The organism is Microcoleus sp. AT8-B5, assembly GCF_036705565.1.
GTDB lineage: Bacteria > Cyanobacteriota > Cyanobacteriia > Cyanobacteriales > Microcoleaceae > Microcoleus.
The window spans coordinates 205,283-227,081 of record NZ_JAUBUY010000002.1; the positions used below are offsets into that span (position 1 = coordinate 205,283).

General features: G+C 46.6%; 23 protein-coding genes, 1 tRNA gene and 1 pseudogene. 14 read left to right on the forward strand and 11 right to left on the reverse strand.

The window, feature by feature from the left end:
* Positions 1 to 19: 19 nt before the first annotated feature.
* Genes QUB39_RS02375 through ndhC form a run of 3 tightly spaced genes read right to left on the reverse strand, consistent with a single transcriptional unit; the run spans position 20 to position 1,594 of the window.
* Complete coding sequence (locus tag QUB39_RS02375; protein ID WP_333207766.1) at positions 20 to 523, reverse strand: NAD(P)H-quinone oxidoreductase subunit J; 504 nt, start codon at positions 521 to 523, stop codon at positions 20 to 22.
* Complete coding sequence (gene ndhK, locus QUB39_RS02380; protein ID WP_333207767.1) at positions 516 to 1,241, reverse strand: photosynthetic/respiratory NAD(P)H-quinone oxidoreductase subunit K; 726 nt, start codon at positions 1,239 to 1,241, stop codon at positions 516 to 518. Before ndhK ends, QUB39_RS02375 begins: the two co-directional genes overlap by 8 nt.
* A complete protein-coding gene (ndhC, locus tag QUB39_RS02385; RefSeq protein ID WP_006635500.1) occupies positions 1,232 to 1,594 on the reverse strand; it encodes a photosynthetic/respiratory NAD(P)H-quinone oxidoreductase subunit C in 363 nt (120 codons plus the stop codon). Before ndhC ends, ndhK begins: the two co-directional genes overlap by 10 nt.
* Before the next feature lie 366 nt (positions 1,595 to 1,960).
* Here ndhC and QUB39_RS02390 point away from each other — a divergent pair, with 366 nt between their 5' ends.
* From QUB39_RS02390 to QUB39_RS02420, 7 genes are all read left to right on the forward strand, one after another.
* Positions 1,961 to 2,296: a rubredoxin gene (locus tag QUB39_RS02390; RefSeq protein WP_333052113.1), complete on the forward strand. Its 336-nt coding sequence runs from the start codon at positions 1,961 to 1,963 to the stop codon at positions 2,294 to 2,296.
* Entirely contained in the window at positions 2,283 to 3,296 is a 1,014-nt protein-coding gene (locus QUB39_RS02395; RefSeq protein WP_333052116.1) for a photosynthesis system II assembly factor Ycf48, read from the forward strand. The genes QUB39_RS02390 and QUB39_RS02395 overlap by 14 nt, the downstream gene beginning before the upstream one ends.
* Before the next feature lie 56 nt (positions 3,297 to 3,352).
* A complete protein-coding gene (gene psbE, locus QUB39_RS02400) occupies positions 3,353 to 3,601 on the forward strand; it encodes a cytochrome b559 subunit alpha (RefSeq protein WP_006635503.1) in 249 nt (82 codons plus the stop codon).
* A 20-nt stretch (positions 3,602 to 3,621) separates the two neighbouring features.
* Positions 3,622 to 3,759, forward strand: coding sequence for a cytochrome b559 subunit beta (gene psbF, locus QUB39_RS02405; protein WP_006635504.1), 138 nt, complete (start codon positions 3,622 to 3,624; stop codon positions 3,757 to 3,759).
* A gap of 9 nt (positions 3,760 to 3,768) precedes the next feature.
* Positions 3,769 to 3,891, forward strand: coding sequence for a photosystem II reaction center protein L (locus QUB39_RS02410; RefSeq protein WP_015176850.1), 123 nt, complete (start codon positions 3,769 to 3,771; stop codon positions 3,889 to 3,891).
* 69 nt (positions 3,892 to 3,960) lie between these two features.
* Positions 3,961 to 4,083, forward strand: a complete 123-nt coding sequence (locus QUB39_RS02415) for a photosystem II reaction center protein J (RefSeq protein ID WP_006635506.1) — start codon at positions 3,961 to 3,963, stop codon at positions 4,081 to 4,083.
* A gap of 495 nt (positions 4,084 to 4,578) precedes the next feature.
* Entirely contained in the window at positions 4,579 to 6,831 is a 2,253-nt protein-coding gene (locus QUB39_RS02420) for a transglycosylase domain-containing protein (protein ID WP_333207768.1), read from the forward strand.
* Positions 6,832 to 7,114: 283 nt separating this feature from the next.
* Here QUB39_RS02420 and cobA read toward each other — a convergent pair whose 3' ends face one another.
* From cobA to QUB39_RS02440, 4 genes are all read right to left on the reverse strand, one after another.
* Complete coding sequence (gene cobA, locus QUB39_RS02425; RefSeq protein WP_333484992.1) at positions 7,115 to 7,924, reverse strand: uroporphyrinogen-III C-methyltransferase; 810 nt, start codon at positions 7,922 to 7,924, stop codon at positions 7,115 to 7,117.
* Positions 7,921 to 8,655: a sirohydrochlorin chelatase gene (locus tag QUB39_RS02430; protein ID WP_333207770.1), complete on the reverse strand. Its 735-nt coding sequence runs from the start codon at positions 8,653 to 8,655 to the stop codon at positions 7,921 to 7,923. The genes cobA and QUB39_RS02430 overlap by 4 nt, the downstream gene beginning before the upstream one ends.
* Positions 8,656 to 8,959: 304 nt before the next feature.
* Positions 8,960 to 9,643 (reverse strand): manganese catalase family protein, encoded by a 684-nt coding sequence (locus QUB39_RS02435; RefSeq protein ID WP_333207771.1) that lies wholly within the window; start codon positions 9,641 to 9,643, stop codon positions 8,960 to 8,962.
* A 196-nt stretch (positions 9,644 to 9,839) separates the two neighbouring features.
* On the reverse strand, positions 9,840 to 11,366 hold the full coding sequence (locus QUB39_RS02440) for a serine/threonine-protein kinase (protein ID WP_333207772.1): 1,527 nt from the start codon (positions 11,364 to 11,366) through the stop codon (positions 9,840 to 9,842).
* 563 nt (positions 11,367 to 11,929) lie between these two features.
* Between QUB39_RS02440 and QUB39_RS02445 the strand changes: the two genes are divergently transcribed.
* The 5 genes from QUB39_RS02445 (at position 11,930) to QUB39_RS02465 (ending at position 17,999) form a co-directional block, all read left to right on the forward strand.
* Positions 11,930 to 12,133, forward strand: coding sequence for a hypothetical protein (locus QUB39_RS02445; RefSeq protein ID WP_333052131.1), 204 nt, complete (start codon positions 11,930 to 11,932; stop codon positions 12,131 to 12,133).
* 29 nt (positions 12,134 to 12,162) lie between these two features.
* Positions 12,163 to 12,235: transfer RNA gene (locus QUB39_RS02450), tRNA-His, on the forward strand.
* Positions 12,236 to 12,417: 182 nt separating this feature from the next.
* Positions 12,418 to 16,722: an AAA domain-containing protein gene (locus QUB39_RS02455; protein WP_333484993.1), complete on the forward strand. Its 4,305-nt coding sequence runs from the start codon at positions 12,418 to 12,420 to the stop codon at positions 16,720 to 16,722.
* Positions 16,700 to 17,581 carry a hypothetical protein gene (locus QUB39_RS02460; protein ID WP_333052136.1) on the forward strand — a complete coding sequence of 294 codons (882 nt, stop codon included), beginning with the start codon at positions 16,700 to 16,702 and terminating at the stop codon, positions 17,579 to 17,581. Before QUB39_RS02455 ends, QUB39_RS02460 begins: the two co-directional genes overlap by 23 nt.
* Before the next feature lie 223 nt (positions 17,582 to 17,804).
* On the forward strand, positions 17,805 to 17,999 hold the full coding sequence (locus tag QUB39_RS02465) for a hypothetical protein (RefSeq protein ID WP_333052140.1): 195 nt from the start codon (positions 17,805 to 17,807) through the stop codon (positions 17,997 to 17,999).
* A gap of 11 nt (positions 18,000 to 18,010) precedes the next feature.
* Here the strand turns inward: QUB39_RS02465 and QUB39_RS02470 are convergent.
* The 3 genes and pseudogenes from QUB39_RS02470 to QUB39_RS02480 all read right to left on the reverse strand — a co-directional run.
* Positions 18,011 to 18,124: pseudogene (locus QUB39_RS02470) on the reverse strand (hypothetical protein); the annotation flags it as partial.
* Positions 18,125 to 18,280, reverse strand: coding sequence for an S-layer homology domain-containing protein (locus tag QUB39_RS02475; RefSeq protein ID WP_333052143.1), 156 nt, complete (start codon positions 18,278 to 18,280; stop codon positions 18,125 to 18,127).
* Between the two features lie 22 nt (positions 18,281 to 18,302).
* On the reverse strand, positions 18,303 to 18,998 hold the full coding sequence (locus QUB39_RS02480) for a DUF3747 domain-containing protein (RefSeq protein ID WP_333052146.1): 696 nt from the start codon (positions 18,996 to 18,998) through the stop codon (positions 18,303 to 18,305).
* On the opposite strand from QUB39_RS02480, the gene QUB39_RS02485 reads away from it, so the two are divergent.
* A complete protein-coding gene (locus QUB39_RS02485) occupies positions 18,990 to 19,205 on the forward strand; it encodes a hypothetical protein (protein WP_333207775.1) in 216 nt (71 codons plus the stop codon). The two genes, QUB39_RS02480 and QUB39_RS02485, sit on opposite strands and share 9 nt — an antisense overlap.
* A gap of 225 nt (positions 19,206 to 19,430) precedes the next feature.
* On the opposite strand, the gene QUB39_RS02490 is transcribed toward QUB39_RS02485, so the two are convergent.
* On the reverse strand, positions 19,431 to 20,423 hold the full coding sequence (locus QUB39_RS02490; RefSeq protein ID WP_333207776.1) for a ribose-phosphate pyrophosphokinase: 993 nt from the start codon (positions 20,421 to 20,423) through the stop codon (positions 19,431 to 19,433).
* 743 nt (positions 20,424 to 21,166) lie between these two features.
* Here QUB39_RS02490 and QUB39_RS02495 point away from each other — a divergent pair.
* Positions 21,167 to 21,625, forward strand: coding sequence for a GatB/YqeY domain-containing protein (locus QUB39_RS02495; protein ID WP_333207777.1), 459 nt, complete (start codon positions 21,167 to 21,169; stop codon positions 21,623 to 21,625).
* Positions 21,626 to 21,799 lie beyond the last annotated feature (174 nt).

Genomic DNA, 21,799 nt, shown 5'->3' on the forward strand with positions numbered 1-21,799 from the left:
CCGCCCTCGCAAAACTCCCTTAATAAGCGTCTTGCAATTCGTAGAAATCAGGGGAAATGTAATCTTTCCGCAGCGGCCAGCCTACCCAATCTTCGTTCATCAAAATCCGTTTCAGATTCGGATGTCCTTCATAGACTATGCCGTACATATCGTAGGATTCCCGCTCTTGAAAGTCGGCTGCTTTCCAAATCCAGTAGACTGATGGCACTCTGGGATCTTCGCGGGGAATGAATACTTTGACGCGGACTTCTTCGGGATGGGAAGCATTATCTGTCAGCTTAGCCAAGTGGTAGACGCTGACTAAATCTTCTCCCGGCCCTTGGTCGTAGGCGCACTGGCACTGCATATAATTAAACCCGTAGGCATACAGTGCTGTTGACATCGGAATTAAGAAGTCTCGATCGACCTTTAATATCTCCACGCCCAAATTATCGGCCGCTAAAGCTTCGTGTTCAAAGCCATTTTGAGTCAACCACTGGGAAACCTTCCCGGCTTCAACAATTGCAGATTCTGTCTCAGCCACGGTTTACCTCCTGTTTTTGTCCTGCAAGCAAAGCCGGTGGTACTGGCATTCCCATTGCTTCGGTCAATTCTTTCGGTGGCGCCATCCGGCCTGGAACTGACAAATATTTGCCATCTAAAATGTCGGCTACTACTTTCATCTTGTGGGGTCTGGTGTAGTAGCGGTGGGTTGGTAGCAAATTGGCCCGTTCTTGCATGGAATCGTTGGCGATTTTTTTCCGCAGTTTGATAATTGCGTCAATAATCGCTTCTGGGCGGGGGGGACAGCCGGGGATGTACACGTCTACAGGAATCAGTTTGTCAACGCCTCTGACTGCTGTGGTGGAGTCTACGCTGAACATTCCGCCGGTGATGGTGCAAGCGCCCATCGCGATGACGTATTTGGGTTCGGGCATTTGTTCGTACAGCCGCACCAAGATGGGGGCGTACTTCATGGTAATTGTGCCGGCGGTGATGATCAAGTCGGCTTGTCGGGGACTCGATCGGGGTACTAAGCCGAATCTGTCGAAGTCGAAGCGCGATCCGATCAAAGCTGCAAATTCGATGAAGCAGCAAGCGGTACCGTAAAGCAGGGGCCACAGGCTCGAAAGTCTCGCCCAATTGTAGAGGTCATCAACCGTAGTTAGGATGACGTTCTCTGATAATTCGGATGTGACTTCAGGGCGAATAGCGGGGTTGACAATTAGAGGTTTTTGTGATTTGTCAGAACTTAAGACCATTCCAAGGCTCCTTTGCGCCATGCATAGACAAGAGCAATAACGAGGATCGTGATAAAAAACAAGGCTTCGATGAAAGCCAACAGTCCTAGCTGGTTGAAAGCAACCGCCCAAGGATAGAGGAAGACGGTCTCTACGTCGAAGATGACGAAGACCAGGGCGAACATATAATATCGGATGTTGAACTGAATCCAGGCTCCGCCGATCGGCTCGACGCCGGATTCGTAGGTAGTGCGTCGGTCGTAGGGACGACTTTTGGGCCGCAGTACCTTAGACGCCGTGAGGGCGAGGATAGGGACTAGGCTGGAAATTAACAGGAAGCCTAAGAAATACTCGTAGCCGCTGAGTGCAAACACGATGAATAATTACTGCCTAGGTGAAAGGGTTCTGTAACTTGTCTGTTACATTATATAGATTTTGGGTAGCTAAAATTACGAGTTAGTTGAGATTAATCCTCCATCTTCTGCAATAATTTTTAATGTATATTTTAATATTGTAACTGCCTGTGGAAGACGGGCGGCTGCCTGTGGACGCTAAGTAAGACCATCCTCGACTTAAGTGTCGAACACCCAAGTGGTGTCCCTAACGTGGCATCGGCGGTTGAGACGGGAAACCTCGAAGACGAATAAGACCGTCCTCATATGAGTTTTAGTTGGAAGCCCCAACTCGAACGAAGTTTAGTTGAGGTACTTCACGATTAGCTGACCCATAATTTTGGATTTATGAGCGATCGAGCCACGGAGACTAATACCCTCGATCGGCACGAGTGCCGAGCCTGCGGCTACGTCTACAATCCTAAAAAAGGCGATCCTAAAAATGCAATTGCCCCTGGCACTGCTTTTACAGATGTCACCCCGACTTGGGTGTGTCCCGTTTGCGGGGCGCGCAAATCGATGTTTCAAAATCTCGGTCAGATGGAAGGGGTATCGGGATTTAAGGCAAATCAGCGCTACGGTGTCGGTGTCAACGGCATGACCGAAGGTCAGAAAAGTTTGCTGATTTTTGGCGGCTTGGTCGTTGGTTTCTTGTTGTTACTTAGTATGTATGGTTTGCAGTAAAACGATTGTGAGATTTTGGCAACGAATTGTAATGTTATTGGCCGCTGCGCTCATCTGTACGAGTTGCAGCACCATCGGTTCTGTGAGTTACAACCCCTGGCAAGTGATTTCCTTGCCGACGTCCGCTAATTTGCAGGATATTGCCTTTACGGGCAATCCTCAGCACGGCTGGGTTGTGGGTTCTGAGGCGACTCTGCTCGAAACGCTGGACGGCGGTACTAGCTGGAAGTCTATAGCACTGGATATCGACGATCCGAGGTCGCGTTTTGCGTCGGTGAGTTTTTCCGGTTCCGAAGGCTGGATTGTCGGCCAGCCTTCAGTTTTGCTCCACACGAACGATGAGGGCAAGTCTTGGACGCGGATTGCTTTGAGCTCTCAGTTGCCCGGTTCTCCGAGTACGATCGCAGCTTTGGGCCCGAATTCCGCCGAGATGACGACCGATGTCGGGGCGATTTACCGGACTTCCGACGGCGGCAAAAATTGGAAAGCTGTTGTGCAGGATTCTTTTGGGGTAGTTCGCAATATCAACCGTTCTGAAGACGGGCAGTATGTTGCAGTTTCCTCGAAGGGCAATTTCTACTCGGTGTGGAAACCCGGACAAGAAGCTTGGGAACCTCACAACCGCAATAGTTCTCGCCGCCTGCAAAATATGGGCTTTACCAAGGACGGGCGTTTGTGGATGCTTGCCCGCGGCGGTCAGATTCAGTTTAGCGACCCGTCCAATCCTGAAGGTTGGGGAAAACCGTTTTTTCCCGATCGCAAGGCGAGTTGGGGTTTGCTGGACATGGCTTACCGGACTGATAATGAAGTTTGGGTAGCCGGCGGCGGAGGCAATTTGCTGTGCAGTTTGGACGGCGGGAAAACTTGGCTAAAAGACCGCGAAGTTGAAGATGTTCCGGCTAATTTTTACAGGATTGTCTTTATGGGCCCCGATCGCGGATTTGTGATCGGCGCGAGCGGTACTCTACTTAAATATCAAGGTTCAGCGCAAGCTGCTTGATAGTAGAATAGTAAGAGAGATTGTCTGTCAATTTGTTGTTGAAAGGAGGATTCTAAATGGCTGGTACAACTGGAGAACGTCCGTTTGGGGACATTATTACAAGTATCCGTTATTGGGTAATTCACAGCATCACCATTCCGGCTTTGTTTATTGCTGGATGGCTGTTTGTGCAAACGGGTTTGGCTTACGATGCTTTCGGAACTCCTCGCCCTAACCAATATTTCACACCGCAGCGGGAAGAAGTGCCGATTATCTCGGATCGCTTTGAAGCTAAGAAACAAGTAGATCAGTTCATTGCCAAGTAATTTAACAAGGATTTGGAAAAATGACGAGTAGAACCCCCAATAATGAGCCAATTTCGTATCCGATTTTTACGGTGCGCTGGTTGGCCGTTCATACTTTAGGTGTCCCAACAATTTTCTTTTTGGGCGCGATCGCAGCAATGCAATTTATTCAACGATAGGAGTTTACAATGCCTGAGCGCGTTCCTAATCCCAACGAGCAGCCTGTTGAGTTAAACCGGACTTCTTTGTATTTGGGTTTGTTGCTGATTTTTGTTTTGGGTATTTTGTTCTCCAGTTATTTCTTTAATTAACTGGTGTCTGAGTTGGCTTTCGATAGTTCCATCGAATTTGTTGAGCTGTAAATTAGTGAGGTGATGGCTATGTTTAGTGAAAGTGGCAGAATTCCTTTGTGGCTGGTAGCTACTGTTGCAGGCCTCGGTGTTCTCAGCATTGTGAGTCTTTTCTTCTACGGTGCTTATGCCGGTTTGGGTTCTTCGATGTAAGTAGAATCAAGCTGATTTTCGGCTGTTAACCCCCCTTGAAAAAGGGGGGTTTTAATTATGCGAATTGTGTTGGTAAATCTGGTATAGCCTTTCTCAGGAATGAAAATTAAATAACTTCCACAATAACAATTAAAATTGTAAGTTATTTAATTCGCGATCCTCAGTAACATGAGGTGCTCTCGCGGGCCTAGGGCATAGGGCATAGGACTCACCCCATACCTCACCACGCTTGAGAACCGCTATAAATGTTATCGAAAGTATTAATTTTGGGGCAAGTTTATGATAATTTAATTTCCTGGTGAGATCGGGATTTGTTGTGGCTGGGTGGAGATTTGCTCAAGGAAATGCTCGCCTTGCGGGTTCACCAATCACCCCAAAATCGATCGCCATTAGCCGACGATCGCTAAGAGAGTGTGAGCCGATCGTGAAATTAGCCAAAAGTTGCGAGTAGAATGGTGCAAGAGCCGATCGCTCGATCGTAGTCTACAGCGAAATATGACCCCACCGCAGCCGCCCCGCAAACCTCAAACCGTCTTGGGTGCTATTACCCAAGCAGTCCAGACTATTGCCAAGGTTAATTTTAACCAGCTAGCGCTGAAACCGAACGCCAAAGTACCCGAACTGTGGGTGCAGGATGCAGGTGCAGCTAAAGCAGAGGTTTATCCGCTGTTGGGCGATCGATATCTGTTAGGTCGATCGTCCAAATCTTCAGATATTGTAGTTCGCAATCCCGTTGTCAGTCACGTGCACTTATCCCTGTCGCGCGATACTCGGCGACGGACTCCTTTTGTCATCAAAGATGAAGACTCCACAAACGGCATTTACAATGGCAAAAGGCGAGTTAAAAGTATGTCCCTGCGTCACGGAGACGTGTTTACTTTAGGGCCGCCGGAACTAGCCGCCGCTGTCAGAATTCAATTCGTATATCCGCCGCCTTGGTATTTGCAACTTCTGCGTTACAGCTTTTATGGCGTAAGCGGAATCACCGCTTTGATTGCCGTGTTGGTAGGGATGGAATCCACAAAGTTTCAAGTGCGGCCTCTGCCGAGAAGTATCAATGGCCCCGTGATTGTTTACGCCCGCGATGGGCAAACTCCGCTGCGTCCTCCTCAGAATAACGCTCACTTAGAATTAAAGCAATTGCAGGATTTTTCGCCTTATTTATCCAAGGCGGTACTTGCTTCGGAAGACAGCCGCTACAATTGGCATTTGGGGGTAGATCCGATCGGAGTTTTGCGCGCGCTTTTGACTAATGTTCGCGGGGGAGGAATTCGCGAAGGCGGCAGCACTGTGACGCAGCAGTTAGCTAGGAGTTTGTTTCGAGATTATGTGGGAACTCAAGATTCGGCAGGACGCAAGTTACGGGAAGCTGTAGTTGCCTTGAAACTGGAGAATTATTACAGCAAAGACGAGCTGTTGCTGACTTATTTGAATCGCGTGTTTTTGGGAATTGATCTTTACGGTTTTGAGGATGCGGCTCGGTTTTATTTTGGGAAGTCTGCGAAGGATTTAACTTTGTCAGAGGCGGCAACTTTGGCTGGCATTTTGCCGGCTCCAAACAGTTTTAATCCGATTCAAAATTATCAGTTGGCGGTACAGTATCGCGATCGAGTGATCGAACGGATGCGGGCCCTGGGGACGATTTCTCAGGAAGAAGCCGATCGCGCGAGGCGATCGCGAATTGAGATCAATCCTAAAGCCCGCCAATATCTGCAAAGTACGATCGCTCCTTATTTCTACAGTTATGTATTTGACGAATTGGAGTTTTTGCTGGGGGAGCAGTTAGCCAGAGAAGGCAATTTTATTGTAGAAACAGGTTTGAATCCCGGCCTGCAAAAGTTGGCGGAAACTTCCCTCAGAAATGCTGTTGAAAATGCGGGAGCCAGTGCAGGTTTTTCTCAAGGAGCCGTGGTAACTCTCAATAGTACAACCGGGGAAGTCTTAGCTTTAGTTGGGGGCGTAGATTACTTAAAAAGTCAGTTTAATCGGGCTACCCAAGCTTTGAGACAGCCCGGTTCTACATTTAAGATTTTCAGCTATGCAGCCGCCCTGGAACAGGGAATCTCACCCGATAAAACTTATTCTTGCGCCCCCCTTTCTTGGGGCGGACAAAGTTACAGCGGCTGCGAAAGAACCAGCGGTAATGCTGATATGTATCGGGGTTTAGCACAGTCGGAAAATGCAGTTGCTTTGAGAATTGCACAAGATGTCGGTTTAGACAATGTAGTGGGAATGGCCAGACGTTTGGGAATTACTTCGGAACTGCGTTCTAACCCTGGTTTAGTATTAGGTGAAAGTGAAGTTAATGTGTTGCAATTAACGGGTGCATTCGGGGTTTTGGCCAATCGGGGTTTGGGCAATCGTCCCCACGTAATCAAGCGAATTATTGACAGCAGCGATTGCAAAGATCGAAATGATTTTAACAGTTGCCGGGTGATTTATGAGTATCAAAAAGATGGCATTGCCAATCGGCAGTTAGTTTCGGAGGCCGTAGCGGATACGATGACTGATATGCTGCAAGGTGTGGTGCGGGGAGGTACGGGTAGCAGTGCTGCTTTGGGGTTGGGAGAAGCTGGAAAAACAGGCACGACTAATGATAATAGAGATTTGTGGTTTGTCGGTTATATTCCGAGTCAGCAACTGGTGACTGGAGTTTGGTTGGGAAATGATGATAATTCTCCGACTGGGGGAGGTAGTTCAAATGCCGCTCAGTTGTGGGGGGAATATATGCGGCAGGTGGCGCGTTGAGTCATTAGTCATTAGTCATTAGTCATTAGTCATTAGTCATTAGTTAGTGGTTGGTTGTTAGGAATGAGAATTAAATAACTTCCACTCTTGAAAGTTGGATGGGCGTCCCGCCCGTCCTTTTTGGACGGGCGAGACGCCCATCCCACAATAACAATTAAAATTGTAAGTTATTTAATTCGCGATCCTTAGTTGTTGGCGAGCATAACTAATCGCCAAAAATAGATTTAGCAGTAAGGTGCGCGGCCCGGCGCACCCTACGAGGATTTAGGGGCAATTTCCCCGCTTATTCTACAGTCTGAGAAACAGGCCGACAGCCCGACAATATCGAGTGCAAATTGACGACGTTTCCGATGACCGCGATCGCAGGTGCTGCAAATCCGATCGCCTCAACTTGCTCTACAATTGTACCCAAAGTCCCGATCAATTCTTCTTGTTCCGGCCGCGTTCCCCAGCGCACTAACGCTATGGGCGTTTCTGCACTTAATTCTGCTGCTGTTAACTGGCCGATAATGTAAGGCAAATTGTGGATTCCCATGTATACTACAATGGTTTCGGAGCCACGGGCGATCGCCTGCCAATTTACCTCCGGCCGATATTTTCCCGCTGATTCGTGGCCGGTGACAAAGGTGACAGAGGAACTGTACGATCGATGTGTTAAAGGAATGCCCGCATAAGCAGGGGCCGCAATCCCAGAAGTTACACCGGGCACGACTTCTACTGACACTCCAGCTTTTACCAACTCTTCCATTTCTTCGCCACCGCGACCGAAGATAAACGGATCGCCGCCTTTGAGACGAACTACGATCGCATTATCTCCAGCTTTTTCTATCATTAACTGAGTGGTTTCGTCCTGCATTAACGAGTGACGCCCTTTGCGTTTTCCGGCATCAATTCGTTCTGCTTGGGGGTTGATTGCTGCCAAAATTTGAGGGCTGACTAAAGCGTCGTAAATCACCACATCCGCACACTCTAACAAAGCTTTTCCCTTCAAGGTCATCAAACCCGGATCTCCGGGCCCCGCACCTACTAAATACACTTTTCCTAAAGACATCTTTCTTGCTTCCTTTACCTCTTCTGTGCCTCTGGGGTTCATTTTTGAATTAAATTCCCAATTAAGTCTGCTAATTGTACACTTGCGCCTAGAGGATTCGCGAGATGAAGTTCCGCCGCAGGAAATTGCTGCTTTAGCTGTGCGACATTTTTGGCGATCGCATCTGTAATTCCTCCATTAAATAAGAAGTATGGCACAATCCCTATTTGCTGCTGTCCACCACGAACCAAACTCTCAATTTGCTCTGACAAACTCGGCTTTACCGACCAATAAGCTGTCAGCGCACCGAGTTGGCTGGCGATTTCCTCAACAATCGAGTTACCTCCGGGGCGACGGCTGCCGTGAGATAATAAAATCCATTTTGGCAATAGCAGATTGGGGAGAAAAGTCACCTCTTCCATCTGACTTTTTACCAATTTTGTTAAGCCTGCTTCCTGGGAACCTAAATGCGGGCGCAATTCAATTTTTAGCTTGTCACCAAAAGTTTGTTGGGCAATTTCGACCTCTGCCGGTATGTCTTCGGCGACGTGAACACCAGGCAATAAAAATACAGGCAGGATTTGCAATTCTGTCAGTCCCAGGGACAGGGTACGTTCGCCAAAACTGCAAATTTGTTCGTGCAGCGGTGCGGGGCCGAGTTCTAAGGTGGCGGTTGCTACTGCTGGGAACGAGTCAGCCAAATTTTGAGACAGCAGTTGACCTAGGTTTTCCAAAGCTAGTTGGGGTCTGGGGTCACGGCTGCCGTGAGAAACTAATAAATAGGTCGATCGCAATTTCAATATGGATTTGATGTTAATGTTCGAGCCGAATTTCAAATAATTATAACACCGTTGGGCGCGTGACTTGAAAAATACTCAACACAAAAGTTCGATATCCTAGGGTGCGTGGCTTAAAAATCAATAAGGTTCAGTTAAGGAAAATTGTAGAGAAAATGTTGGGTTTCGTTCCTCAACCCAACCTACGCACTGGGCTTAAATCTTCTAAGCCGCACACCCTCAAAAAGAAGGTGTGCGGCTTAAAAATTACTTAACACTGGGCTTAAATCTTCTAAGCCACACACGCTACACAACTCACAAATTAACCTTTGGGAGCGGGATCGGCAATGTATTTGAAAGTAGGTTCCGAGTTCCAAGGGCCGCGTTCATCCTTGCCATTTGTGGACAAGTTAAAGTAGAGATCCACAGTGGAATCTGGTGGAATATTGCCGAACATCGGATCGGTGAGTTTACCGAGCGATTCCAGAGCTTTCATGAACATTTGAGTGTGAGAAATTTCGCGAGTCAGCAGAAACTGCAACGTCTTTTTCGTTCCCATATCCGGCGCTAGTTTAATCAACTCTTCGTAGGTTTGGCGAGCTCCTGCTTCCGCACCGATATTAGCGCGCAAATCGCGCACTACCTCCCCGCCTTCGTTGACATAAGCTGCCGTCCAAGCTTGACCTTGGCTGTCCAACAAGTGCGGGCCTACACCGCGCACCGCAAATAAAGTGCTTTTGTAAGCTTCTGTTTGGTCAACGTTTTTGGTGTGCATTTCGATAAGTTGGCCCACCATTTCTAAGTGGCTGAATTCTTCTATTGCAATATCTTGGAGCATATCCTTAATCCCTGCATCTTCACAGTGAAAGGACTGCACCCAGTATTGCAAAGCTGCTGTCAGTTCTCCGGTTGCTCCGCCAAACTGTTCTAGCAGCAATTGGGCAAAACGGGGGTTGGCTTCGTCTACAGTCACCGCAGCCATTAGTTGTTTTTTGTGAAAAAACATGGATAGATACCTCTCTTTAATTCTGTTGCTACAGTCTCAGGATCGCAGACTTGTAGCTGTGTTCACCTTCTGAATCCATTGTGCGACAATCGATCGCACCGAGCCTCGGTCGATGGATACATCTAGCTCAACAAATTTCTCTGCTTTCCGGTAGAGTTTAAATATGAAATTATACTTAGTGAGTCGGTAGACCGAATTACAATTTAGGAGCAGGATTATTGTCGCACTCGGTTAATTTTGCTGATAGGGCATCGAGGTGTCGCAGCCACTGAATGCCGCCAACCCAACTGCGAGAGGGGAGGTGTCCGATTGGTGCTTGCTGACTAAATTTAATCGGCCCTAAAGTAGTAGCAGAATTGTAGGTTTGCCAGTTGACCCGATCGCAAAATCTGATATAGTCTCCCTTAACGCTTTCATAAATCTCCTTTTGGACGCTGAAGCCAAACCGACCTTGACTGTAGTGCAACCAAAGGCGATCGACTGTTTGCAAATCTTCGCAGGGTAGCTGGTAAATTTGGCTAATTTCTAGCTGAGTACCCGGTGGCTGAGAAAGAGACTGACACATCAAGCCCCAAGTTTCGCGATCGGCTTCTTTCCATTTTTTGTTTGACAAAAAATCACGCAGTTTGGTATAATCAACTCCCCGTGCCGAAATCATGGTCGGATCGAGATTTGAAGTAACAGATAAGGAAAAAGTTTCTGCGGAATTGGCGACGGCATTTGTGGGTAAAATCCGAGAATCAGAAGTTGGTAGCGCGTTGATATCGGCAGAGTTGTCGCTATTATTAAGAGCAGGAGCGATCGGCTTTTGGGGCGAAAGCAAATTTTGATGGCGAATATCTAAAGCTGCTTTGATATCGTCCAAAACTTCCGTAGCAAAACTGTACCGCTGAGTGAGACGAGTTTGCAGCAATTTATCTAAAATTTCGCCTAACTCGTCGCTAATACTCGTGGCTTTGGGGAGAAACTCGCGCCACCACCAGCGCTCGTGGTTGCAGTCGTACATATCCAAGGGAGGAACTTGCGTCATGAGGCGAATGCAAGTAACCCCTAAACTGTAAAGGTCGCTAGCAGGAAATACTTTGCCGCGCATTTGTTCGGGGGCTACATAATCTTGACTGCCGATGAGCGTTGCTGAACGGAGTATCGCTGAATCAGTCAGCAGTTTGGCAATGCCGAAATCGATCAATACGAGTTTGTTGTCCGACTGGCGGCGGATAATATTTTCGGGTTTGATGTCGCGGTGAATGACGCGCTTGTCGTGGATAAATTGCAGCACGGGCAATAAGTCTTGCAGCAGTTGCCAAATTTGATTTTCATCGTAGACACTATTGTCTAATTCTTGTTTAAGAGTCGGCCCGTCTATAAACTCTTGAACTAAATAAATATGACCTTCTTGTTCAAATCCCGCTAATAATGTGGGGATTTGCGGGTGTTTTCCGAGTTCGTCTAAACGGACTGCTTCTTGGCGAAATAATTCAACGGCTTTGTTGAAAATTTCGGGGTCGCGGTCGTAAAAATAAAATTGCTTGACTGCACAGCGGGGATGAGATGGGATGTCTTCATCAATTGCTAGGAAAGTTTTACCAAATCCGCCTCTACCTAAAAGTTCAATCGGGCGATATCGCTGTCTCAGCAACAGGTTAAAGCCGCAGTTTAAGCAAAATTTGGCGGTGTGGGAGTTTTGAGGATTTTGACATTCTGGTTTGATACAGTAGCTCATATCGATTTTAGATTTTAGATTTTAGATTTTAGATTGCACAGAAGACTTTTTTTTAAACGAACCGCGAAGACGCGAAGCGGCGCGAAGGAATAGGGAAGAGAGAAGAGACAGAAGAGAGAGGGTTGATAACTGTCCCGCTTCTGGCGTTGTATTTTTTGGGCGGGCGGGACACCCCACAAGCATTTCATCTGAGATGTTGCACCATTCTCAATCAGGCTTTTAGGGGCGGGCTAGAAGAGCCCACCCTAAAAGAAATTCATTCTTTGTGGAACAGGCCGGAAAGCCTGTTCTTAAAAATGGTGTCAGAGGTGAGTTTTATCAAGCTGGACTGTAGATGCGCCTGGGCTGATAAGGCTATTTTAATGCGCGGGATCGAATCGGGACGCTGCCAGAGCTGCCGAACCCGGGCCCCATGACCGAAAGCATCCAGGATACCCGCCACGTGGTTCATCCGTGGAGACATAAAAAACCTGTATCCGATAAAGGAGCCCCCGAATTTATCTCGCGCAAGTCAATGCTTCAATTCTAAAATCTAAAATCTAAAATCTAAAATCTAAAATCGATTGAGTGCTGGGGGCGGGATAATTGCCGTTGGCGAAGCCCTCGAAGAGGCTCGCACAGGCCGATCGCTCACCCCGATCGCACAGAGCGAAAATTGTGCTAAACTCCTACTGTGCTTGGAATTTGAGGCACCATCGATCTGTCCGGTTCAGGGACGCTCAGAAATATTTCAAAATATTTTTGCCTTACCCCTAGACTTGTGCTGAGATATGATGCTATAGTTAAAACTGATACGGCGAGCGTAGCCAAGTGGTTAAGGCAGTGGTTTGTGGTACCACCATTCGTGGGTTCAAGTCCCATCGTTCGCCCTTTTGATTCTCAACTGTTTAATTCGATCGCCCGTTGCCTGTACGGTAATTTGCGATGGTCGTAGGGTGTGCAATGCACACCTTAATTTTTTTTGGGATGTCGCGGTTCTGTCGGCACAAGTTCCGATGTGCTAATCTTAAATCCAATCTAAAATCTAAAATCTAAAATCTAAAATCAAAATATGCCATCTTTAGTAACAGAAGATTGGGGATATAAATTTAGTGGCGATCGCACAATTAATAAGTTTATTCGGGATATAGAAGGAGAAGCTGCTTTAGGGAAATATTGCGATTGGGAATGCAAAGAACGTGCGGAAATTCTGATGTCGGAGATAGCTGGCAAATCCCACAATCTTTTCTACGTGCGTCGCCAAAAGGTAAATGAGAGATTTTCCGAAGAAGAAATCTGGGAATTGCTGCTTGCTACGGATGGAGATGATTTTGAATTACCTCAATTGTTGCAAAAAGCAGATCGCACTTTGCGGTTGTTAGCAACTGTACGCTGTGAAGACGGAATCGGCGGTTTAAAACTGCTGGATGCTGGTTTGGTGGCGCTTCCCAGAGGGAGGAAAGATGGGTATTCTTTGCCGGTTCAGTTGCGACTTTTGGCTAACAGTAGATCGCCAATTCCTGTAAAGTCGATCGCCCGCGTCCAACAAATGCCATTTTGGGACGACAGGCACATACCGACTACCGAACAACTAAAGGTTTGGCATACTTTTTTAAATGTAGAAAAACGCATTGCGGAAGCGCGTCAATTTTGTGTACCTTTCCGAGGACACAATTACGGTTCCGGCTTCAAAATCGTCACTTTTGAAATCGATCGTAATTCCGCAACTCTTGACGGCTACGAGGAAAATCCCTTACAAGTGGGCGACTTTCGCGACAGGCTGAAAAAAGCCAGAAATGAAGAAATTATCCTGTTTGATTCGCCGCCCGGAAGCAGAAGCAGCCGCGACGGAGAGACATTGGGTAGCATCGCCGAAATTGACTTTGAACATAGTAAATTACGCATTAAGTTAGATGTTGATTTAGGAGCTCGCATGGCGGGCGGCAGATATCAAATGCCCAAACAAGGATTCTTGTATTTTGAGGCTGCGGGCGATATTAGTCAGATCGAACGAAAGAAAAAAGCTTTAAAAATGCTGACAGATGGGCGCGCTCAAAATCCCTATTTGAGTGAGTTTTTATTCGACTCTTCTCAGGCGAGAAAGCCCGAAAAACTGATTAAATTGGATCGGGAAAACTTATTAAATCGCAATGCTAATGAGGACCAACTTGCTGCCGTAGAAACTGTGCTTTCGGCGCGGGATTTAATTTTGATTCAAGGCCCGCCGGGAACGGGCAAAACGACTGTGATTGCGGAAATTTGCTATCAAATTGCCCGTCAGGGTGGCAAAACGCTCATTGCTTCCCAAGCAAATTTGGCTGTAGACAATGCTTTGAGTCGGTTAGTTCACAATCCGGCGATTCGGGCTTTGCGGAAGGGAAAAGCTCATAAGGTGCAGGAAGAAGGGCAGCCGTTTTTGGAGGAAAATGCGATCGGCACTTGGCTGCAAAATACGGCGACAGACTGCGAACAAAAGCTCTCGCAGCGCCTGACTAATGTCAAATCTTTGCGGCAGTTGGTGGCAGAATCCGAGCGATTTACCGCCTACTGTGCCGCAGAGAGAGATTTTTTTAATGAACTAAAACACCTGCACGACAGTAAAGCAAGTATTGAGGAAAAGTGCAACCAGCAAGCAACCAATTATGAACTAATTTTAACCGAAAAAAGCGAGATTGAATCGGTGGTTTCGGGGCTAGAAAATCTACTGGATGCGCCGCAAGTTAACTGGGAATCTCCAGAAGTTGCCGAGTTTATGCCCCGACTAAAACCCTATTCAGAAGGCAATGTTTTAGTAGAAAACTTTATGGCAAAGGTTCGGATTGCTGCTAGCAATGCTATTCAAATAGGGTTCGATCGCCCTGCTTGCGGCGCGTTTGGGATTGCGGTTTGGCTGCAGGAAACTGTAGCAGCGCAAATATCGGAATTTAAGACGGCATTCGATCGCGCGGATGATGTTTGTCACGCTATGTCGGCGGTTGCGGAGTCGTTGCGGGTGTCGCGGCAGATGTCTGAGGCTGTGAATCAACTCGAATTGGGCGATCGGCAAAATCAGACGCACCGCCACAATCTCGAACAGAAAATCAAGAATTTGGAACTGCGAAAAGCGGAAATTGCAGCCGTTGTCGTCGCCGTTGCACAGTGGATTGAGACGGCGGATACGGGACTATATGAAGTCGTGAAAACTTGCTGGGAAACGGGCGCAATGCTGACGGATGATATGGTAGAATTGCCCGCAGGATTGCTGAAAATTGCCCGATCGCTCAAATTGCCGATCGTGCCGCCCAAATGCAAAATCAATTTGCCCGATTTGGATCGGTTGCAAAAGGCGATATCCCACGAAGAAAGCGCAGGTTTTAAGGATATACAAGGGCAACAATTTCGGTTTAGCGAGTTTCTGCACCTAAATTTGAGTCAAACGCCGATCGTGCTCTCTGCGGGCGATCGTACACAGTGGCAGCAACTAGCTAAAGACTTCGCCAGCTACTCCCAAGTCAGCCAAAGTCAGCGCAAATTTATCATCGAAAAAGCAGCGACTTTCTTAGCTAGCATTCAACAATTTTACAGTCAATCCTTGCAGCCAAATAATATCCAGGCTACGTTCGATCGCCTAGTCAAAGAATTGCTGCACAGTATCCTCGCAAATGCCCGTCAGTGCGTGGTTCCCCTGAAAACCGAAACCGAACAGCAGCTTATAAAACAGCAACAGTTATTAGATAAAATCGGTCAAACCTTGAGCCAGCAGCAAATATCCGCCGCTAAACTTCAGGTAGAAACAGCGCAGCAAGAGGCAAACTTAAAAATTAGCGAAGTTACTACTTTGTTGCAAGCAATTGTCCAACAGCCAAACGTACCTGAAAAATTGCGAATTTTATCCGAACAATATCTCGCCCAAAAATCGAATATTTGGGAGCAACCGCAGCAGTTTGTCAAGCAAGTTGAGGCTTGGAAAGCCAGCACGATTCAGCTTGAAAAATCCATTGCTGACTTAGATCCTTTTGGTGTTTTGGAGACAATCAAAAACACTCTTGACGAGCATTTATCCCCCCTGCGAATTGCGGCTGCAACTTCGCAGCAGCAACTCGCTCAACTACAAGCAGAATTGAGCGAAATTAATGCTCAACTGCAACAGCAGCAACCAACAGCAGCATTACTTGTTGAGAGAAATTGGTGGGAGTCAGCATGGCAAACTATCCCGACTCAATATCAGCCAGAAGTTCCGAATACAGGATTATTCACCGTAGCTTTTTTGAACAAAATTAAGCGTCTCTTCAAAACTTGGCAGCGGAAATTAGAACAAGAAGAAACAGCACTAAATCGCTCTCAAACGTTTGTGACAGATTGGATTCAAAAACTCCGCAATCCATCAGAAAAAGACCGCAACGATTTAAAGCAAATTTATATTGACAATGCTAACGTAATCGGCATTACTTGCGTGCAAGCTGCTAGTTTCGATTTTACTAAAAACTTTCCCAGCTTTGATGCAGTTATCATTGACGAAGTTAGCAAATGCACTCCGCCAGAGTTGTTAATTCCCGCTTTGAAAGGCAGAAAGTTAGTATTAGTGGGCGATCACAGGCAATTGCCGCCGATGTTTAATCAAAGTACGATCGACGATATTGCCGAAGACATCGGCTGTACAGGAGACGAACTTAACTTTATCAAAGAATCGCTGTTCAAAGTTTTGTTTGAAAATGCCAGCGACAGCATCAAAAAAATGCTGACAACTCAATACCGAATGCACCCGCAAATCATGGGCGCAATCAATCAGTTTTACCAGCAAAAGCTCAACTGTGGCATTCAGGAAGCTGACACCAAACGCGCCCACAACCTCGCAGGTAGAATCATTCAAGAAAATAATCACATTCTGTGGGTGAAAACGCCCATTGGACAAGGGTTTGAAGAGGAAAAACAGGGTACTTCGCGGTTGAATGTCAAGGAGATTGATGCGATCGAGCGTTTGTGCGAACAAATGGACACAGCTTGGCAGCCCAAAGTTGCCGATGGTGAACCGCCGAAAGAAATCGGAATTATCACTTTTTATGCTGCTCAATTAAATGCAATTAAAGACAGAATCGAAGGCGAAAGATTCCCAGCTTTGAGCATCCGTACTGGTACGGTTGACATATTTCAAGGTATGGAAAGACCTGTAATTATTGTCAGCACAGTGTGCAATAATGTTAGGGGCGATATTGGATTTGCTAAGGAACCGGAACGGGTGAATGTGGCATTTTCCCGCGCTCAAGAATTGCTGGTAGTTGTCGGCTGCCACGATTTATTTACCCAACAAACAGGTACAGTGGGGAAAATGTATCAGGAAGTTTCAAAAACGGTGCGTCACTGCGGAGGTTTTGTAGATGTTTCTAGCGTCCTCAACTAAAACAATAGACTCGAATTTAAGTTCGCTAGCCGAACAAATTGAGCAACAAAATCCGGGTTTGTCTGTGTTGGCGGCGCGTCAATTCCGCTTTGCAATCCGCCAAACTCCGCTGGAGGTGGCGGTTAGCGAACCGCGCGAGTTTAACGTGTTGGAAGAGTTCATTTTGCGGGCGGGTGTTGAGTTTGAACCTGCACCAACTTTGAAGGAATTGGCGGATTTGCTGGGGTTGGACGAGATTTTTGTGAAGACTACGGCGGCGACTCTGGTTAGTTTGGAAAGCTTGGAGGTGGCTGAAAATGGAAAAATTGCGATCGCCCCACAAGGGAGAAATTTTTTCGAGAAAGGTGCGGTTAGTCGATCGCAAATTCAATCACTTTATGCCATTTCCGATCCGCTGAATCAAACTCTTACCTTTAAATTCGATGCTTTAGCCGCAGAATCGGTCAACTTACCCGATTTAGCAGATTTAGTTTCGCTCGAACATAAAATTACTGACCTTGCGAATTTAAGTCTAGCAGAAATCCAGCCGTTAATTCAAGATTCCGGCTTAGGAATTCACGCCCCACAAAACGGCAAAATTGTCTCTGCTTGCGATGTCGTCGGCGACGATTTAGATATTTGGCAAACAGTCTCGGTTTTTGTGTTGCTAGATGCGATCGAAAATAAAACTACTATTCAAGTCCGACAGGGAAAACAAATATTAGAAACAGCTTCAAACTTGCTAAACGAACTTGAATCGCAACAAAAACTTTCTTTGAATGACTTTTGTAACTCAACCTCAGATATCGCACAGCAAGAATTAGAGACAATCCCGGTTCCGAAAACTCCTAAAAAGCTATCTAAGAAGAAACCCAAGTAAACGATATGATGAAATCTAAAGTCCTGATTACGAACTGGTTTGTAATCAGGACTTTAGTCCTGATTAACTGATATCTTGCACCCTTCTCAATTACTTGTTTAGGAACGGGCTCTCCGGCCCATTCCACAATAAAATCAAGTTTTGTGGAACGGGCCGGAGAGCCCGTTCTTGAAAAGATTACAACATAATATAAGTATTAACAAACAAATGAGGTAATTGTGCAATGGACAAACTAGCTCAATATCGTCAATATGTTCAGACATTAATGAGCCGTTATTCTAAAAAAGTTTTAGACGGCTCTTTAGCAACTAAATTTGGCTGCATTCCCGCCGAAAAACCGAATTCCGCCTCTCGACGGCGCACCCCCATCAATTCAGCGCGAGTGACGGGCTGGGTAGGTTTAAAAGTTCCATCTTGATAGCCGCTAACTATCTTGTTGTCCCGCGCAAATAGAACTTTTCCGGCACTCCAGTGGGAAATAGGAACGTCGCTATAGGGAGGGATAGAAACATAGCTAGGAAATGTGATATTAGCACCTTGTATTCATTTCAAGAATTCCCAAACTAAAGATACCAATTGCTCTCTGGTAACAGCAAGTTGTGGTCGAAAGGTATTATCTTGAGAAAACCCGGCTACAAACCCCAGGTTCACAGCTTCTTTAATTTCGGAAGCGTAGATATCATCGGTAGCTATCTCCAAATTGTAGAAAAGGCAGTATTGCCTACGGTATTGGTATTTCCTGCGGTATTGGCTGCGGTATTGGTATTTCCTGCGGTATTGGCTGCGGTGTTGGCTGCGGTGTTGGTATTGGTATTGGTATTGGCTGCGGTATTGCTTCGGTATTGCCTCCGGTATTGCCAATTTCTTCCGGTGCGGCTTGATTGGTAGTGAAATAAAAGTGACCTAATGTGCGGCCTTGATAAGCTCTTTTGCTCAAGCGCCAAGCAGGATCGAGAGTGATTTTCATAAATTCGTTAGCATCGCCATTTGTGCGGCCTATTACCACCGATTTACCTTGGTAATCTACGGGAGTTCCAATTAGTAGAACATCGCCATCAACAATTTCCAAAGTCAGGGCGTATTTTAATGCTAAATCGGTGCCTGCCATGCGAATTGAAAAGCCGTTGCTGTCTGTTGCACGGCCACAAATACCGGTGAAATCAAAACTAACTAATAATGGATCGACTTTCACGGGATTAGAGCCACTTTCGCTCCAGCATTGTCGCGTGTTAGATACCTGTTCTACAATTAGCAATTGGTAGCCGCCGGAAGGGCGGGGTTGGGCGATGACAATTACTCGGTCTTGGTTAATTTCGGTTTCGTCAAAAGTAAATGCTTTAGCCGAACCGATCGCGCCAAGTGTTAAAATTGCTGAACCTGCCAGTGCGGCCACTGTTCGTACAAGTGAATGTTTCATGATTTTTCCCTATTGGCTCCTTATGGTGATGAGACTTATCTAGAATATAAAAAAGTCGCCCTCTTCCAACAACAAGATAGAATTTTACCATCTCTTGTTCCGGTGGTACCAAGTGCGATCGATCGGCGATCGTCACCTTGGTTCGTAGCGAAAACTCAAGTCCGAGCGAATTTTATGAGGGCGTTAGTCCTCAGTACAAACTTATAACCGTTATTTTACCGAGGAACTTGATAAGCTGTTCGACCTCTAAATTGTATTTTCCGGGCGGGCGGGACGCCCACTCACAAGAATTTGATGGGACTTGAGAGTAAAATTTAGATGAGCCTGGGCTGATTACTTGGGGGAAACGATCGCACTATTGGGCAAAAAAACGGTGCGTTACACTCTTGTTAACGCACCCTAAAACAAACATTCAAAAAGTGTCTTTGCCCTCTAGCGGAACATACTGCTAACAGAACTATCTTCGTGAATCCGCCAAATAGTTTCTCCGAGCAAATTGGCTACCGAAAGCACCGTCAACTGCTTAAAACGGTTCTCTTCCGGCACAGGAATTGTATTCGTAACAATTACCTCTTCCAAAACCCCGCTAGACAAACGCTCGATGGCTGGAGGCGAAAACACCGCATGAGTAGCACAAGCATAAACCTGCCTCGCACCCTCGTGGCGCAACAATCTCGCGCCCTCAGAAATCGTGCCGGCAGTATCGATCATGTCGTCCACCAAAACAGCAGTTTTGCCCCTGACATCACCGATGAGGTTCATCACTTCTGCCACGTTGTGAGCTTGGCGGCGCTTGTCAATAATTGCCAGGGGAGCATCACCAAGCTTTTTGGCAAAAGCTCTCGCCCTAGCGACTCCGCCAACATCCGGCGAAACCACAACAATATCCGTCAATTGCTTGCTCGCCAGATAATCCAAAAGCACCGGCGAACCGTAAACGTGATCGAAAGGAATGTCAAAATAACCTTGAATTTGAGCCGAGTGCAAATCCATCGCCAAAATGCGACCTGCCCCAGCTTCCGTAATCAAATTAGCCACTAATTTTGCCGTAATCGACTCTCTTCCGGCCGTTTTGCGGTCAGCCCTAGCATATCCGTAATAGGGAATGACAGCAGTAATTTGTCTAGCCGAAGCGCGGCGACAAGCATCGATCATAATTAACAATTCCATCAGGCGATCGTTTACCGGACAGCAAGTTGGCTGAATCAAGTAAACATCGCAACCCCGAATCGATTCTTGAATTTGAACGTAGAGTTCCCCATCAGCAAACCGCTTGCGAACCATCGGCCCCAAATCGATCCCCAGATAGCGAGCCACCTCTTGGGCGAGGGGAATATTAGCAGAACCGGAAAACAGCCGCAGACGGTCATGGGCGGAAATTGGCGGCTCGGGAAGCGGAAGCGGTAAAGTAGCAGAACGGATCACAGCAGGCCTCTTGCAGGACGTTTATTCCATCGCTATCTTACCATCTGAAACTAGAAATATTCAGCCAATTTTTTAAGAGATTTAACATTCGAGGCGACCACAAGTGTTAAGTTAGGCGAATTGAATAGGACTTGCAGAAATATGTCCGAGAAACCGGGTTTCTAGCCCACATTCGACACCTTCAACGGTCACAATCGGTTTTTACTTATTTTGATCCAGCAATAAAACTATAAATTATACTAAAATACCGTATATTAACGGATAAATTACTTTTAAAAGGCATAATTTATTACTTTAAAGATAGAGTTTTCTGCGTAATTATGCTGTGTGACACCCCAGGGTGTGGAATGTGGGTTCTAGCTGAAATGTTGCACCATTGTCAATAAGCTTTTTAGGAACAGGCTGGACGGCCTGTTCCACAAGAAAATCTACTCTTTGTGGAACAGGTCGTCCAGCCTGTTAAGCGAGAATGGTGCAAGATGTGAGTTCTAGCGAACTCTGTACTGGCAGAAGTACGATCGCACTTGTGCCCCTGCGTCTAAAAGTTCTAGGGTGAGTCAATTTGGGGGTGAGGCTGCACTTGCAGTCTCACCCCCAAATTCCGTCGAAAGCCGAAGGCATCCGGGTTCAAGGCGATAAAAATGCCACCAACAGGCAATAAACTGGAAAAATACTGTAAAAAAAGTTAAGAATCGGAAGCACACTTCAGATTTTTGATATCGGGCAAAGCAAGGTAGAAATCGATGAGCTTAAGAGAACGCATTGACGCAGAAATCAAAGCAGCTATGAAGTCCAAGGACAAAGTTCGCTTGGAAACAGTTCGCGGCATCAAGAAATTTATTCTCGAAAAAGAAGTCAGCCTCCGTCCCTCCGGGCAAGAAACGCTGACAGAAGCTCAAGAAATGGAAATTTTGATGCAAATAGCCAAACAGCGCCGGGATTCGATCGAACAATACCGCAAAGGTGGCCGCGAAGATTTAGTGGCACAAGAGGAGGCGGAGTTGGCAATTGTTGAAGAGTATTTGCCGGCGCAGATGTCAGACGAAGAGGTGAGTCAAGTCGTTGACGAAGTGATTGCTTCGGTTGGCGCTACTTCTGCAAAAGATATGGGCAAGGTGATGGGCAAGGCAATGCAGCAGCTTAAGGGCAAAGCAGACGGTAACAGAATTCAAGACATGGTGAAAGCAAAGCTTAGTCCTTAGTCAGTAGTCAGTAGTCAGTAGTCAGTAGTCAGTAGTCAGTAGTCAGTAGTCAGTAGACATCTCCCATAAATAATCTCAAGCTTTATAGAGATGTAGGGCTTAGGTCGGGGGCGACAATTTATTAGGGCTAAGGCCAAAAAACCCGGTTTCTACGAAAAATCGTGCATTTCTCCC